The 14,109-nt window shown below is 67.0% G+C and carries 14 protein-coding genes; 10 read left to right on the top strand and 4 right to left on the bottom strand.

Annotated features, from left to right (window positions below):
* Nucleotides 1–45 precede the first annotated feature (45 nt).
* From VF662_RS05000 to VF662_RS04965, 8 genes are read left to right on the top strand one after another with little or no spacing between them, the layout of a single operon-like run.
* Nucleotides 46–756 (top strand): response regulator transcription factor, encoded by a 711-nt coding sequence (locus VF662_RS05000; protein ID WP_464138447.1) that lies wholly within the window; start codon nt 46–48, stop codon nt 754–756.
* Nucleotides 725–2,302: a sensor histidine kinase gene (locus VF662_RS04995; RefSeq protein ID WP_464138437.1), complete on the top strand. Its 1,578-nt coding sequence runs from the start codon at nt 725–727 to the stop codon at nt 2,300–2,302. The genes VF662_RS05000 and VF662_RS04995 overlap by 32 nt, the downstream gene beginning before the upstream one ends.
* Entirely contained in the window at nt 2,299–2,745 is a 447-nt protein-coding gene (locus VF662_RS04990) for an HPr kinase/phosphorylase (protein ID WP_464138434.1), read from the top strand. Before VF662_RS04995 ends, VF662_RS04990 begins: the two co-directional genes overlap by 4 nt.
* A gap of 26 nt (nt 2,746–2,771) precedes the next feature.
* A complete protein-coding gene (rapZ, locus tag VF662_RS04985; RefSeq protein ID WP_464138443.1) occupies nt 2,772–3,671 on the top strand; it encodes an RNase adapter RapZ in 900 nt (299 codons plus the stop codon).
* Between the two features lie 13 nt (nt 3,672–3,684).
* Nucleotides 3,685–4,092, top strand: coding sequence for a PTS sugar transporter subunit IIA (locus VF662_RS04980; RefSeq protein WP_464138429.1), 408 nt, complete (start codon nt 3,685–3,687; stop codon nt 4,090–4,092).
* A complete protein-coding gene (locus VF662_RS04975) occupies nt 4,089–4,361 on the top strand; it encodes an HPr family phosphocarrier protein (RefSeq protein WP_464138426.1) in 273 nt (90 codons plus the stop codon). The genes VF662_RS04980 and VF662_RS04975 overlap by 4 nt, the downstream gene beginning before the upstream one ends.
* A 3-nt stretch (nt 4,362–4,364) precedes the next feature.
* Nucleotides 4,365–5,165, top strand: a complete 801-nt coding sequence (locus tag VF662_RS04970; RefSeq protein ID WP_464138439.1) for a TrmH family RNA methyltransferase — start codon at nt 4,365–4,367, stop codon at nt 5,163–5,165.
* Nucleotides 5,162–5,542 carry a hypothetical protein gene (locus VF662_RS04965; protein WP_464138423.1) on the top strand — a complete coding sequence of 127 codons (381 nt, stop codon included), beginning with the start codon at nt 5,162–5,164 and terminating at the stop codon, nt 5,540–5,542. Before VF662_RS04970 ends, VF662_RS04965 begins: the two co-directional genes overlap by 4 nt.
* Here the strand turns inward: VF662_RS04965 and VF662_RS04960 are convergent.
* From VF662_RS04960 to VF662_RS04945, 4 genes are all read right to left on the bottom strand, one after another.
* Nucleotides 5,539–6,570 carry a polysaccharide deacetylase family protein gene (locus VF662_RS04960; RefSeq protein ID WP_464138419.1) on the bottom strand — a complete coding sequence of 344 codons (1,032 nt, stop codon included), beginning with the start codon at nt 6,568–6,570 and terminating at the stop codon, nt 5,539–5,541. The genes VF662_RS04965 and VF662_RS04960 overlap by 4 nt on opposite strands.
* 6 nt (nt 6,571–6,576) lie before the next feature.
* Nucleotides 6,577–8,241 carry a sensor histidine kinase gene (locus VF662_RS04955; RefSeq protein WP_464138415.1) on the bottom strand — a complete coding sequence of 555 codons (1,665 nt, stop codon included), beginning with the start codon at nt 8,239–8,241 and terminating at the stop codon, nt 6,577–6,579.
* A 188-nt stretch (nt 8,242–8,429) separates the two neighbouring features.
* A complete protein-coding gene (locus VF662_RS04950; protein WP_464138412.1) occupies nt 8,430–9,692 on the bottom strand; it encodes a tetratricopeptide repeat protein in 1,263 nt (420 codons plus the stop codon).
* Between the two features lie 35 nt (nt 9,693–9,727).
* Nucleotides 9,728–10,960, bottom strand: a complete 1,233-nt coding sequence (locus VF662_RS04945) for a tetratricopeptide repeat protein (protein ID WP_464138408.1) — start codon at nt 10,958–10,960, stop codon at nt 9,728–9,730.
* 222 nt (nt 10,961–11,182) lie between these two features.
* Here VF662_RS04945 and yaaA point away from each other — a divergent pair, with 222 nt between their 5' ends.
* The gene (yaaA, locus tag VF662_RS04940; RefSeq protein WP_464138403.1) at nt 11,183–11,935 is read left to right on the top strand and encodes a peroxide stress protein YaaA; all 753 of its coding nucleotides are present in this window, start codon (nt 11,183–11,185) and stop codon (nt 11,933–11,935) included.
* A 132-nt stretch (nt 11,936–12,067) separates the two neighbouring features.
* On the top strand, nt 12,068–14,109 hold a 2,042-nt coding region (gene gyrA / locus VF662_RS04935), incomplete at its 3' end, for a DNA gyrase subunit A (RefSeq protein ID WP_464138400.1).

Here is a 14,109-nt window from a genome sequence, read left to right as displayed (position 1 = left end):
CGCTGGTTGCGGCGTGGGACGGGAATGGATAGGATCGGCTGGACCATGTCGATAACGATCGCGCTCGTCGACGACGACCGGAACATCCTCACCTCCGTCTCGATCGCGCTCCAGGCAGAGGGCTTCATCACCCGCGTCTATTCGGACGGCGAGGCCGCATTGAAGGCATTGATCGACAATCCGCCCGACCTTGCCGTGCTGGACGTCAAGATGCCGAAGATGGACGGAATGGAGCTTCTGAGGCGCCTCCGGGAGCGCAGCTCCATCCCCGTCATATTCCTCACCTCCAAGGACGATGAGCTCGACGAAGCGCTCGGCCTCGCAATGGGTGCGGACGATTATATCGCCAAGCCCTTCTCGCAGCGGCTCCTGATCGCGCGGATTCGGGCCGTCATTCGCCGGGCCGAGATGCGGGCGACGCCGCTGGCGGAGAGCAGCCCGGAGCAGGAGGCGGCGCAAATCGTTCGCGGGCGGCTCAGCATGGATCCGGCGCGCCACCGGGTCACCTGGGGCGAAAAGGACGTGACGCTCACCGTGACGGAATTCCTGATCCTGGAAGCGCTGGCGCAGCGGCCGGGCGTGGTGAAATCGCGCAACCAGCTGATGGACGTCGCCTATCAGGACGACATCTATGTCGACGATCGTACCATCGACAGCCACATCAAGCGGCTTCGGCGGAAGTTCAGGGCCGTGGACGGCGAGTTCAAGGCGATCGAGACGCTCTATGGCGTGGGCTACCGTTTTGGCGAGGAGTGACGACGAGCAGGGGCTGGCGCTGCGCTGGTCCGGGCGGATGTCGCTCACGGCGCGAATCCTCGCGATCAACATCTTCGCGCTGGCGATCCTTGCCGGCAGCCTCCTCTATCTCGACAGCTACCGGAAGCGGATCACCGAAGCGCGCGTCGAACAGGCGCAGAGCGAAGTCACGATCATCGCCGAAGCGCTTGCCGCCGCGCCGCCGGAATCGCGTGAAGCCTTGCTGATCCGGCTTGGGCAGGAATCGAGCTCCCGGCTACGCGTCTATTCGGCCGAGGGTCCGAAGTTCCTCGACAGCTGGGACGGAGGCGCCCCGACCTATCGCCTGAGGGACCCGGCCGACGAGCCCTGGCGGAAGAATGTCGCGAGGATGCTCGACAACGTCTTCGACGCGATCGTCGGCGAAAGCCGGCCGCCCCCTTACATCCCGGCCGAAGAGCGGCAGCTCGGCGACTGGCCGGAGGCGCGCGCAGCGCTCGCCGAGCGGCGGCCGGCGACGATGGTACGGCGGACGCCCGAGGGAACTCCGTTCATCTCCGCGGCGCAGGTGGTGCCGGGGAGCGACAGCGTGCTGCTTCTCACCCGCAACGCGCGCGGGATCCGGGCCGGCGTCCGGCGCGAGCGGCTGACGCTTGGCTTCATCCTCGGCGGGACGATCCTGCTCTCGGCCCTGCTGTCGCTTTTCCTCGCGCGCACGATCGCCCTGCCGCTCCGCCGGCTGGCGCGAGCGGCGCAGCGGGTGAAGCTCGGCCGGGCGCGCGAGGTCAACGTGCCGCTCCTCCCGGCGCGAAAGGACGAGATCGGCCTCCTCGCCCGGGCCCTCCACGACATGACACAGTCGCTGCGCTACCGGATCGATGCAACCGAAGCCTTCGCGGCCGACGTGACGCACGAGCTGAAGAACCCCCTCGCCTCCCTTCGCTCGGCGATCGAGGGGCTCGAGCGGGTGGAGGATCCTGCCCTTCGGGGCAAGCTGCTCGACGTGATCAAGGACGACGTGGTGCGGCTCGACCGGCTGGTCGTGGATATCGCCGAAGTGTCGCGGCTCGATGCCGAGCTCTCCCGCGCCCGCTTCGAGCAGGTGGATCTCGGCCGGATGATCGAATCGCTGCTCGGCCTCTGGGAAGGACGTGCCGCCGAGCGGGAGGTAAAGCTCGCCTTTGCCCGCCCCCGCGCCGGAACGGCAGTGATCATGGGCGAGGAAGCGCGGCTTGCGCGCGTGGTGGATAATATCGTCGATAATGCGATCTCCTTTTCGCCGCCGGGCGGCCTCGTCGAAATCGCTGCCGCGGACACAGGGGAAGACGTGATCGTCAGCGTCGAGGACGAGGGACCCGGCGTTCCCGCAGGCTCGCGTGAGGCGATCTTTAACCGCTTCCACAGCATCAGGCCTGAAGGTGAGGCGTTCGGCCGTCATTCGGGCCTCGGCCTGGCTATCGCGAGAGCTATCGTCGAGGGCCATGACGGCGCGATCAGGGTCGAGGACCGTCATGGCGGCCGCGGCGGCGCCCGCTTCGTGATCCGCTTTCCAGGAGTAACGGCATGAGCACTTCCTCCCTCTCCTCCGAAACCCTGCATTGCTCATGCGTCGCGAAGGAGGGACGAGCGATCCTGATCAGCGGGCGCTCGGGCAGCGGCAAATCGGATCTCGCGCTTCGGCTCATCGACCGCGGCGCCGATCTCGTCAGCGACGATTACACGATCGTCCGGCGCGTCGGCGGCAGGCTGCTCGCCTCCGCGCCCGGGAATATAAGGAACAAGCTCGAGATCAGGGGCCTCGGCATCCTGGAGTTCGAAACGGCGGCCGATGCGCCCGTGTGCCTGATGGTCGAGCTCACGACCGAGGTGGAACGGATGCCGGAAATGCCCGGCTCGATCGCCATCGCCGGCGTTCAGGTGCCTTCGGTTCGCCTCAGCAGCCTTGAGGCCTCGGCTACGGTAAAGGTAGAAGTGGCGCTGGCCCAGTTCGGACTCGACCCAGAAGCGTGAACCTTAGCCCCGCCCCAAAACGCATCCTGCTGGTGACGGGGCTCTCCGGCGCGGGCAAGTCGACGGCGCTCCGCACGCTCGAGGATTCCGGCTGGGAGGTGGTCGACAATCTGCCGCTGTCGCTGCTCGAGCATCTGCTCTCGACCCCGATCGCAAAGGGCAGCGCCAAGGGTCGCCGTCCACTCGCGATCGGAATCGACAGCCGCACCCGCGACTTCGATGCCGAGCGCATCGTGCAGCAGATCAAGGCCCTCACCACCGATCACAGCTTCCCGGTCGAGACCGTGTTCTTCGACTGCGCCGGTTCGGAGCTCCTCCGGCGCTATTCAGAGACCCGCCGCCGCCACCCCCTCGCGCCGGACCGGCCCGCCACCGACGGCATCGCCGCGGAGCGCGAACTGATGGAGCCGCTGCGGCGCTGGGCGGATTATGTGATCGACACCACCGACACCGATTCGCCGGCGCTCCAGCGGCAGATCCGGGAAAGGTTCGGAAGCGGCGGCCAGTCACCAGTCTTCCACATCATGTCGTTCGGCTTTGCGCGCGGGCTTCCGCGCAACGCCGACAATGTGTTCGACATGCGCTTCCTGAGGAACCCGCACTGGGTGGACGAGCTTCGGCCGCTCACGGGGCGCGACCAAGCGGTCAGCGACTATGTCGCCGGGGACGAAGCCTATGAAGCGGCGATGTCGCGGATCGAGGACCTGCTCCTGATCCTCCTCCCGCGCTATGCGGCCGAAGGAAAATCCTATGTTACGGTGGCTTTTGGATGTACGGGAGGCCGCCATCGCTCGGTCCATGTGGCCGAGCGGATCGCCGCGCGGTTGCGCGAGGAGGGATTTTCGCCCACGGTTGAGCATCGCGACCTCGGTTCCCTGCCGCGCGACGTGATCGAGGGTGCCCAGCGCGCAGAGGCCGTGAGTTAGCCAAGGTGTACGAATGATCGGTTTGGTGCTTGTGACCCACGGCCGTCTCGCGGCCGAGTTCATCACTGCGATGGAACATGTGGTCGGGCCGCAGCAGCGGATCGAGGCGATCTGCATCGGCCCCGACGACGACATGGAGGGGCGCCGCAACGACATCGCCGAAGCGATCGCCCGCGTGGACGAGGGGGCGGGAGTGATCATCCTCACCGACCTGTTCGGCGGCACTCCGTCCAACCTTGCCATCTCGCTGATGAAATCGGCCAGCATCGAAGTGATCGCCGGCGTGAACCTGCCGATGCTGATCCGGCTTGAGGGCGCGCGCAAGACGATGGACGTCAAGGCCGCGGTGGGCGCGGCGCGCGAGGCAGGCCGCAAATATATCTCGGTCGCATCGGAGATACTGGGAGAAGCGGCGGCGTGAGCGAAGTCCGGCGCACCGTCGAGGTCCCCAACAAGCGCGGCCTCCATGCCCGCGCCAGCGCCAAGTTCGTCACCCTCGCCTCCGGGCTTCCAGCCGAAGTGCAGGTGGAAAAGGACGGCTCGAGCGTCTGCGGCACATCGATCATGGGCCTGATGATGCTGGGCGCCGCCAAGGGCGACACGATCACGATCAGCGCCAGCGGCGACGGGGCCGAGGAAGCGGTGACGGCGCTTGCGGAGCTGGTCGAGGGCAAGTTCGGCGAGGAATAGCCCCTGCCCCGCCAGATCACCGCCTTTTCCAACCCGCTGGTAAAGCAGGTCCGCGGACTTCGCGAGAAGAAGAACCGCCGCGCCGAGGGACTGTTCATGGCCGAAGGGCTGCGGATCCTGACGGAAGCGCTGGAGGCGGGGCACGTTCCCCGCATCCTGTTCTTCGGGGCAGGCACCCGGCACCCGCTCCTCGACGCGCTGATCGCTGCGACCGAAGGCGCGGGCGGCGAAGCGATCGAGACCAACGCCGACATCCTCCACAAGCTTTCAGGCAAGGAGAATCCGCAGGTCGTGCTCGGAGTCTACGAAGCCTTTCCGACCGATCTCGAGGCTCTGGACCGCTCCTCCGCCGACCTCTGGATCGTAGCGCAGGCGCTTCGCGACCCCGGGAATCTCGGCACGATCCTCCGCACCGGCGACGCCGTCGGCGCGGGCGGGCTGATCCTGGTCGACGACTGCGTCGATCCTTTCTCCGTTGAGGCGGTTCGTGCATCGATGGGCGCGCTCTTCACGCAGCGCATCGCAGCTGCCGGATGGGAGAGCTTCGTCCGCTGGCTCCGTTCTGGGGAGGGCGAGCTGATCGGGACCAGCCTCCATACGGACCAGGACTACCAGCAGCCGCGCTACCGCAAGCCGGCCTTCATCCTCGTCGGCAACGAGGCGCAGGGGCTGCCCGAAGCCTATGAGCGGGAATGCGATACGCTGGTGAAGATCCCCATGCTGGGAAAGGCCGACAGCCTCAACGCCGCCGTCGCGACCGCCGTGACGGCCTATGAAGTGATCAACCAATGGAGACGAGGATGAGGTGGAACGGCTTGATTGCCCTCGCAATGCTCGGTGCCTGCACGCCGACGCCGCCCGCCCCCGCGGTCCCCGCTCCGGCGCAGGAGCGCTACACCGCCCGCGGGCAGGAGCCCGGCTGGGCGCTGACCATCGCTAACGGCCGCATCGATTATGTCGGCAATTACGGAGAGAAGAAGATCAACGTCGCGCGGCCGGATCCGCGCACCACGTTCAACGGCCACCGCTACGAGACGCAGCGGCTGATCGTCGATGTAACCCACGGCCGCTGCAACGACGCCATGAGCGGGCACGGCTATGCGGACCAGGTGATGGTGATCGCCGACGGCGAGACCTATCGCGGCTGCGGCGGCGAGCGCCGAGCCGACTGGGACAACTAGGCCGCCTTCGGGAGCGGCCGAGCGCCTTCCGCGGCTTCGAGCAGATCCTCAAGCGAAGCGCCGGTGACGTCGCGGCGGACGAGCAGGCCGAGCACCCCGTCCCACCAGCGGTAGAATTCGTCCAGATCCGCCTGGTCGCGCACGAACGGCGTATGGCCGGGCTCCACCGACGGCGAATGGTAGGAGATGGAGATGAGCTGGAACTCCTCGTCCAGCAGTCGCTCTACCGCCTCCAGCGCTTCGGCCAGCGGGGTCCCTTCCGGGGTGAGTGGAACGCGGTTGAGGAGCCGGGAACGGGCAAGCACTCCGCGCGCCAGCGGGATCCTGGCGGTTGCACGGAAAAGCCGTGGCCCGAGGCCGCGAAGGGGCCCGAGATAGGCGGCGGAAAGCGGAGCCTCCAGCAGGCCGCCGGCGACCCAGTAAGGGAGCGGCCTGATGCCCGAGAAGTTCGGCCCCTTCTCGTCGCTATAGTCGAACATCGCCCGCACGGAGGTGTCGATCTTGTAGCCGAGCTCCCGCAGGAAACCCGCCGTATTGGGTCCGACGCCGTAGCGGCCGGCGCGGTAGATGACCGGGCGGCGGCCGAACGCCTCCTCGATCGTTTCCGTCAGGCATCTGAGCTTCGCGCGTTCGAGCTCTGCCGGAAGATTGCCGGCGAAGCTGTTGGTGCGGTTCACTTCCTCCAAGAACGGAGGATTGACCCATGGGTGGAGCTGGGTCCCGATCGAGCACTCGCCGCTATCCAGGTACGGCCGCAGCACCTCGACCGAGCGAGGATCCGTGGCGATCGGGTGATCGACCAGGTAGACGGGCCTGGCGCCATAGGCCGCCATCCGCTCCTGCGCCTCCGGAATCGTCTTCATGTGCGTGGTGGCGCGCGAACCCCGGTTATGGGGCTTTCCCCAGTCGAACTCCTCCTCCGTGTCGCAGAAGACCATGAAGCGGCGCCCGAACGTCTCAGGCAGCCGCACGTAATGGTTTTCAGGCGGCGGGAGATCCAGCCGCGGGTTCGGCGATGTCTGCTGCACTGTACCTCAACTGCCTTGGCCGCTTGAAAGCTCGTTCGCTTCGAGCGGAGGCAGGTACAGGTAAAAGCGTTGAGGACCAATGTGCAAACCGCCGCCGACGGCTTCCGCGAGGTTCCTGACCAGCCGGAGGGCGAAGCCGAGGCCGAGCGCAGGGGCGCCTGGCCAATCCCCCTCGGGGCTGTAGCCGGGATCGAGCAGGGCGGCTTCGTTCAGTCCTTCGATCGCCTTCGGGCGGTCGATGGCGAGGCAGAGCATCTTCTTCCGGCCGAGATTGCCGAGCGCCATGCTTGCGGCGATGACTTCTCCGTCGCCGGCCAGGCCGATGGTCGCGGCGAGCATCCGTGCGAACATGCGCTCGGCGGCGCCGAGCTCCGCCTTGGCGGGCGGGAGACCCTGCATGATCTCGACCGAAATCCGTGCACCGCGCTGGATCGCCACCCGCTCATAGGCGTCATGGAGCCGGCAGAGCAGAGCCACTGCGTCCACCGAGCTCTGATCGAGCGTCAGTCGCTGCGTCTCGATGCGCGCCGCGGTGTCGAGATCGTCGACCGCAGACAGGAGCCGGGTCGCCTGCTCCATGATCTCGGCCGCGCGCGACCGGTAATTGGCGCCGGCAGGGCCCATATACTGGCCGTCGATCATCTCGGCGAAGCCGACGATCGCGTTCAGCGGCGTCCTGAGCTCGTGGATCAGCTGGCGGAGCGAATCGGCGGGAAGGTCGGTGCCGAACAGTCCTGCAGACGCCGCCGCTTCGGGCTGCGCGCGAGCGACTTCGTCGAGCCGCGGGCGCCGGGCGCTGCCGCGATAGCCGAGGAACACGCCCGACTGCGGGTCGAAGAAGGGCACCCCGGAAATGCGCCAGTCGCCCGAGGCGGGGCCGCTGCCGGCGACGCTGAAGCGGGCATCGCGGAACGGCGCGCGCTTCTCGAAGGCGCCTGCCGCCTGCCCGTCCACTCCGAACTGGCCGTGCTCCGCGATGCTGGCGATGGTCTGCCCGACGAGCGGGCCGCGCGGTGCATCGGCAACCCAGAGGATCACCCCGTCCCCGCCCGTCTCCCACCTGAAGGCTTCGATGGGGGCGAGACCGTCCGCATCCGGCTCGGCCTCGCCTACGGAACGCTGTTTGCGGAAGGTTTCGATGCGGGCGACGAGTTCGCGGATCTGCGCCTCGCCGGCCTCAGCGGCCGGATTGAGCGGCTCCCGCACCTTCGTCGCGGCTTCGGTGTCCACCGCACCGGGAATGCCGAGATCGCTCGAGCCGAAGCTCGCAAGCGCTTGCACCACCGCCGGCGCGAGATCGCGGCGGTTCCGGAGGAGCGACCTCGCAGTCTGGCTCATCGTCGGAAGGATCTCGACCCATTCGGCCGCGCTGAGGCGCACTCCGGCGATCAGCGGCGCCGCGACGGCGGGGGAATCCTCGGCGAAATAGGTGAACAGCAATGGCGAAATATGGCGCCCGGCGAGCGATTGAGCGACTTCCTGCCGGGTCCGCGCCGCCATTTCCGAGCGGTGCTCGCGAAGCCAGGCAAGCGCCTGCTCGGCCTCGTCCGAAGGGTCTTCGCCGCGGCGCTGGGCGAGCAGATCGACGAGCTGGCGCCATTTGGCGGCACGGCCGGACGAATGCGTCGCGGGCTGCGCCATGACCGTTGCGATCCTGTCGTCGAAACGCACCCTGCTGCCCTCGATCCATGCCGCGGAGTGCCGCCGAAAAGCTCCGCCGCCTCAATCGTTAACGCCGCTTCGAAGCTGGCGGAAGAGCTTATTGGGCGCCGTTGCAAATTGGGACGGCAGCCGCCTCCGATCCGGGCACGAAAAAGGGCGCCGGCATAACCGACGCCCTCCTTCACGTCGATCGTGGATCAGGCCCGCTGGGAGAGCCAGAGCTGCCAATAGGAAGCAAGCGCCGCCCGATTGCCGGTCACGGCCTTGAACGCCGCTTCCGCCGCCGGCCGCTGCCCCGCAAGCGCCAGCGCAATGCCGAGCCGCGTGTTGACGAGGTTCGCGTCGACCCCGCCCTTCTGCAGCGCGAGCCGGTACATTTCGGCCGCCTTGGCGTAGTTGCCGTGCCCGTAATAGCCCTCGCCCAGCCGCAGCGCGAGCTCGCCATTGGCGCCGGAACGCGCGCGCGGCTCGAGACCGGGCAGCGCCGCAAGATCGCCCGAGATGCGGCCGTTCACATCGCTCAGGATCGCAACCGCATCGGGGTTCGTGCGGGGGAGCTTGCCCGATGCGAAGCCTTCCTGGAGGACGTCCCTTGCTTCGGCATAGAAGCGGCCGCGCGCAAGCAGATCGCCGAGCGCAAGATATTCGTCGCGCTCGCTGAGAGCCTTCGCTGCCCGCATCAGACGCAGCGTATCGAGCTGGTACGCGGACTCGCCGCCGCCATATTGCCGCGCGAGGATGAGGGCGTTGCGCCAGTTCTTCGGCGTGGGATATTTGGAAACGACCGTGCGGGAGAGCGCCAGAGCCTGGGGGGTCACCTTGGCGTTCACTGCCGATTGCAGGGCGAATAGATAGAGCGCCTCCGGCACCGGCTGCCCCGCCGCTTCGCGCGCCGCAATCGCCTGCTGGAAGAGCGACAGGGCCTCGGCGGGCTTGTTCTGGCGGAACTTCAGCTCAGCGTTCAGGATCGGGACGTCGGGCTCGTTCGGGGCCAGTTGGCCCCAGCGTGCCAAGGCCGCCTCGGCCTTGGCATAATCCTTCGCCTGCAACGCAAGCTGGCCCTGAAGCTTGTAGACGGGAGCCAGCTTGGCGGGATCGCCGCCGCCGCTCGCGGCCATCGCATCGACGCCCTGAGTCTGGAGCTGCGAGTTGTTGGTGCCTCCGCCGATTATGTATTGGTACTGTCCGACGATGAAGCGGGCGTCGGCGCTGGTCGCAACCGGCTGGGCGGCCGCGAGCGCGGTGGCGGCCGTCGCCCAATCCTTGGCGACGACTGCCTTTTCAACCGGTTGAAGCGCTGCGACTTCCTCCTTGCTGAGCTTGGGCGCCCACTGCGCCGGCTGGGCGGGAGCGGCCGCGGCCGCGGCTTTGCCCTTCTTCTGGGCGACGGCCGGCGCAGAAACCATTGCGCCGCCGGCGGCGAGCGAAAGCGCGATCGCGAAGCTTGATGCCGTTTTCATCAGTCTCTCCTTTGAGAATTCGTTCGAATTTATGTTCAGCCGCGCTGCCCGAGCCACGCCAGCCAGAGCGCTGCAAGCTCGGCGCGTGGGCCGGTGACGGCGCGAAGGGCGCTTTCCGCCTCCGCGCGCTGCCCCGCCATTGCAAGCGCAATGCCCAGCCGGCTGTTCACCGTCGCAGCGTCGACGGATCCCTTCTGAAGCGCTGCACGATAGAGCGTCGCCGCTCCGGAATAATTGCCCTGCGCAAGCAAAGCATCCCCGACGGCGAGCGCCGCGCTTCCGGTCGCGGCTGCCATGGCGGCCGTTTCCTTGGCCTTCAGCCCTGCCCGGTCGGCAACGGCCCGCTTCGCGGAACTGGCGATCAGCTCCTTGGTCGCGGCATCGGTTGCGCTCACCATCTTGGCGGCCACGCCTTCGTCGAGCACCGCCTTGCTTTCCGCAGCCAGGTTCTTGGCGAGCAAAGCCTTGGCGAAGGCTTCATAGTCGCGCTCGCCGGCAAGCGCCTTCGCGGCGCGCTGCAGGCGCCAGGAATCGAGCGAGGCTTCCGGATCCGCAGCTGCGACGTCCCGGTAGATGAAGAGCGCGTCGCGCCAATTCTGCGGCGACGGGTAGGCGGAGGCGAGCTCGCGGCTGAAGCGCAGGCTCTGCGGCTGCATCCGGTTCATCATCGCCAGGTGAACCGCGCGCTTGTACCAGCTCTCCGGAACCGGTTGGCCGCTCGCCTTTCGCACTTCGATGGCGCGCTCCATCAGCGTCACCGCCTCTTGCGGCTTCTTCCGGATCTCCTTCACCTGCGACAGCGCAAGCAGCGCCTCGGGATCGTTCGGAACGAGCTCCAGCGACCGCGCGAAGGCGGCTTCGGCGCGGTCGTATTTCGCGGCCTGCTGGGCAAGCGCAGCCTGGTTCCGGTAAAGCTGCGGCAGCTCCGATGCCGGAGCGGCGCCGCTCGAGATCATTGCGTCGATCGCGCTCGACTGGAGCCCCAGATTGCCGGTCTCGATGCCGAGGCGGAGCTGCATTGCCGAAGCGAGATAGCGCGACTGCCCGCTCCGCGCCTGCGACTGCGCCGCAGCGAGGGCAGCTGTGGCGGCGGGGTAATTCCTCGTCTCGAGCGCCGTCTGCAGCGCGAGCAGTGCAGCCCGCTCCTCCCTGCTGAATTCCGACACTTGCGCGGGAGCGCGCTGGGCAGCGGCCGGAGCAGCTGCGAACACGGCGCCGGCGCCGAGCGCAAGCGCCACGCGGAGCGCGATTGTCGAAACGGACCTCATCAGAAAGCCTCCTCCTGACACGGCCTTACTCCGGCGTGCCTGTTCTCATGGGCGGGAACCACGCGGGGTTACCGAAGCCGGGGCTTCTATCGCCAATCGCCCGGCCTTGCTAGCGCCGCCGCGCTGAATGTTCGTTGAACCGCAAGTGCCCGGACGGAAAGGGAAAATATTCACGGCTGCAGGCGGTTTGACGGGCTTTCCAGTGCTGGCTAACCGCTCCCGATGCTCGCCGTCATTTCGCCCGCCAAGACGCTAGACTACAAGCGCCCGCTCCCGCCCCTGCCGCTCACCGAACCGGTGTTCGCGGAGGAGGCGCTGGCTCTGGCGAGGGCGGCGGCGAAGCTTTCATCGAAGAAGCTCCAGCAGCTGATGCACATCTCGCCGAACCTGGCTGACCTCAATGCAAGCCGCTTCCGGACCTTCGAGGAGCTTCCGCAGCGCCAGGCGATCTACGCCTTTGCCGGCGACGTCTATGCCGGCTTCGAGGTCCATAGCTTGGACGAAGACGCACTGCTGTTCGCGCAGGACCATCTGCGCATCCTCTCCGGCCTCTACGGCCTGCTTCGGCCGCTCGACGCGATCCGGCCCTACCGGCTGGAGATGGGCACCCGATGGGCGCCGCGCCGCACCAGCCTCTATTCCTACTGGAAGAGCCGTATCGCCGAACAGCTGGCGAGCGACCTCGATGCCGCCGGCGGTCCGGTCATCAACCTCGCCAGCAAGGAATATTGGAGCGCGGTCGAGGGACATCTGCCGCCGAACGCGCGAGTGATCGAGATCGACTTCCGCGAAGAGGGCCCGAACGGCCTCCGCTTCAACACCTTCGCCGCCAAGCGTGCCCGAGGGATGATGGCGCGCTACATTTGCGAACACCGCCTCAGCGACCCGGCAGCGCTCAAGAGCTTCGACAGCGACGGCTATTCGTTCGATCCGAAGCAGAGCGACGAGGGCCGCTGGCGCTTCAGCCGATCATGACCACCTGAGCCGCCTCGCGCGTACGCGTATACGCGCGCGCGGGGTGGCGTTGGCTGAGACGATCCGCTAAGCTCGCTCATTCACGTCAGCGCAACTCCGCGCTTCCTTCACGACCAGCCCCGGGAACACACATTGGCCAGCGTACCGCCGACCATCGAAAACAGCGATATCTCCCCGATCTCCATCGTCGACGAAATGAAGTCGTCGTACCTCGACTATGCGATGTCGGTGATCGTCAGCCGCGCACTGCCCGATGTGCGCGACGGTCTGAAGCCGGTGCATCGGCGCATCCTCTTCGCCTGCCAGGAAGGCGGCTTCGTTCCGGGCCGCCCGTACCGCAAATCGGCGAAGATCGTTGGCGACGTCATGGGCAATTACCACCCGCACGGCGACAGCGCGATCTACGACGCGCTCGCCCGGCTTGCGCAGGATTGGTCGATGCGGGTGATGCTGATCGATGGTCAGGGCAATTTCGGATCGATGGATCCCGATCCCCCCGCCTCGATGCGCTACACCGAGGCCCGGCTCGCCAAAGTGGCGATGACCCTGCTCGACGATCTCGACAAGGACACTGTCGATTTCACGCCCAATTATGACGGCTCCCGCATGGAGCCGCAGGTGCTCCCTGCCCGCTTCCCGAACCTGCTGGTGAACGGCGCCGGCGGAATCGCAGTCGGCATGGCGACCAATATCCCGCCGCACAATCTCGGCGAGGTGATCGCCGCGTGCAAAGCCTATATGGACAATCCGGGGATCACGATCGACGAGCTCATCCAGATCATCCCCGGGCCGGATTTCCCAACCGCACCGCTGATCCTCGGTCAGGCCGGCGCACGCAGCGCCTATCATACGGGGCGCGGCTCCATCATCATGCGTGCACGCCACAAGGTCGAGGAAGGCCGCGGCGATCGCCGTTCGATCGTGCTGACCTCGATCCCCTATCAGGTCGGCAAGAATGGCCTCGTCGAGAAGATCGCGGAAGCCGCCAAGGAGAAGCGCATCGAAGGCGTCTCCGACATCCGCGACGAATCGAACCGCGAGGGCGTCCGTGTCGTCATCGACCTGAAGCGCGACGCAACGCCGGACGTGGTCCTCAACCAGCTCTGGCGGCATACGCCGGCGCAGGCGAGCTTCCCGGCCAACATGCTGGCCATCCGCGGCGGCCGGCCGGAGACGCTGAACCTCCGCGACATCATTGAGGCGTTCGTCAAGTTCCGCGAGGAAGTGATCACCCGTCGGGCGAAGTTCGAGCTCGCCAAGGCGCGCGAGCGGGCGCACCTGTTGCTCGGCCTCGTCATCGCCGTCACCAACCTAGACGAGGTGGTGCGCATAATCCGCGGCTCCGCCTCGCCCGCCGAAGCGCGCGCAGCCCTCCTCGCCCGCGAATGGCCGGTCGCCGAGATCGCGCCCTACATAGCGCTCGTCGAAGCGGTGGAGCATGAGGTGGACGGCGACACCTACCGGCTGTCGGAAGCGCAGGTCCGCGCGATCCTCGAGCTCCGCCTGCATCGCCTGACGGCGCTCGGCCGGGACGAGATCGCAGGCGAGCTTCGCGAGCTTGCCACCTCGATCGGCGAGCTGCTCGAGATCCTTGGCAACCGCGCCCGCCTTTATGAGGTGATGCGCGAGGAATTCGACGAGATCGCAACCAATTTCGCGACCCCGCGCCTCACCGAGATCGCTCCCGCCTGGGACGGGATCGAGGACGAGGACCTGATCGAGCGCGAGGAGATGGTCGTGACCGTCACCATGGGCGGCTACATCAAGCGCACCCCGCTCGACGCCTTCCGCGCCCAGCGCCGCGGCGGCAAGGGCCGCGCCGGCATGGGCACCAAGGACGAGGATGCGGTGACGAACCTCTTCGTCACCTCCACCCATACGCCGGTCCTGTTCTTCTCCAATCACGGCAAGGTTTATCGCCTCAAGGTCTGGCGCCTTCCCGAAGGCCTTCCGCAAGCGCGCGGCCGCCCCATGGTGAACCTTCTCCCGCTGGCGGAGGGTGAAGTGATTTCGACTGTCCTTCCGCTCCCCGAGAATGAGGATGAGTGGAAGAACCTCCACGTCATCTTCGCCACCGCCCATGGCGGCGTCCGGCGCAATTCCATGGATTCGTTCGCCAACGTGCCGTCCAACGGCAAGTTCGCCATGCGCTTCGACGAGGATGCCACCGACCG

Origin of the sequence: Allosphingosinicella sp. (assembly GCF_036387215.1) — a bacterium.
Classification (GTDB): Bacteria; Pseudomonadota; Alphaproteobacteria; order Sphingomonadales; family Sphingomonadaceae; genus Allosphingosinicella.
Note: the sequence above shows the minus strand (reverse complement) of the source record. Positions and strands in the feature narration are given on the sequence as shown.

Coding starts and splice junctions, on each gene's coding strand:
- VF662_RS05000 (WP_464138447.1), top strand. CDS start 46: ATGTCGATAACGATCGCGCTCGTCGACGACGACCGGAACATCCTCACC.
- VF662_RS04995 (WP_464138437.1), top strand. CDS start 725: ATGGCGTGGGCTACCGTTTTGGCGAGGAGTGACGACGAGCAGGGGCTG.
- VF662_RS04990 (WP_464138434.1), top strand. CDS start 2,299: ATGAGCACTTCCTCCCTCTCCTCCGAAACCCTGCATTGCTCATGCGTC.
- VF662_RS04980 (WP_464138429.1), top strand. CDS start 3,685: ATGATCGGTTTGGTGCTTGTGACCCACGGCCGTCTCGCGGCCGAGTTC.
- VF662_RS04965 (WP_464138423.1), top strand. CDS start 5,162: ATGAGGTGGAACGGCTTGATTGCCCTCGCAATGCTCGGTGCCTGCACG.
- VF662_RS04950 (WP_464138412.1), bottom strand. CDS start 9,692: ATGAAAACGGCATCAAGCTTCGCGATCGCGCTTTCGCTCGCCGCCGGC.
- VF662_RS04945 (WP_464138408.1), bottom strand. CDS start 10,960: ATGAGGTCCGTTTCGACAATCGCGCTCCGCGTGGCGCTTGCGCTCGGC.
- yaaA (WP_464138403.1), top strand. CDS start 11,183: ATGCTCGCCGTCATTTCGCCCGCCAAGACGCTAGACTACAAGCGCCCG.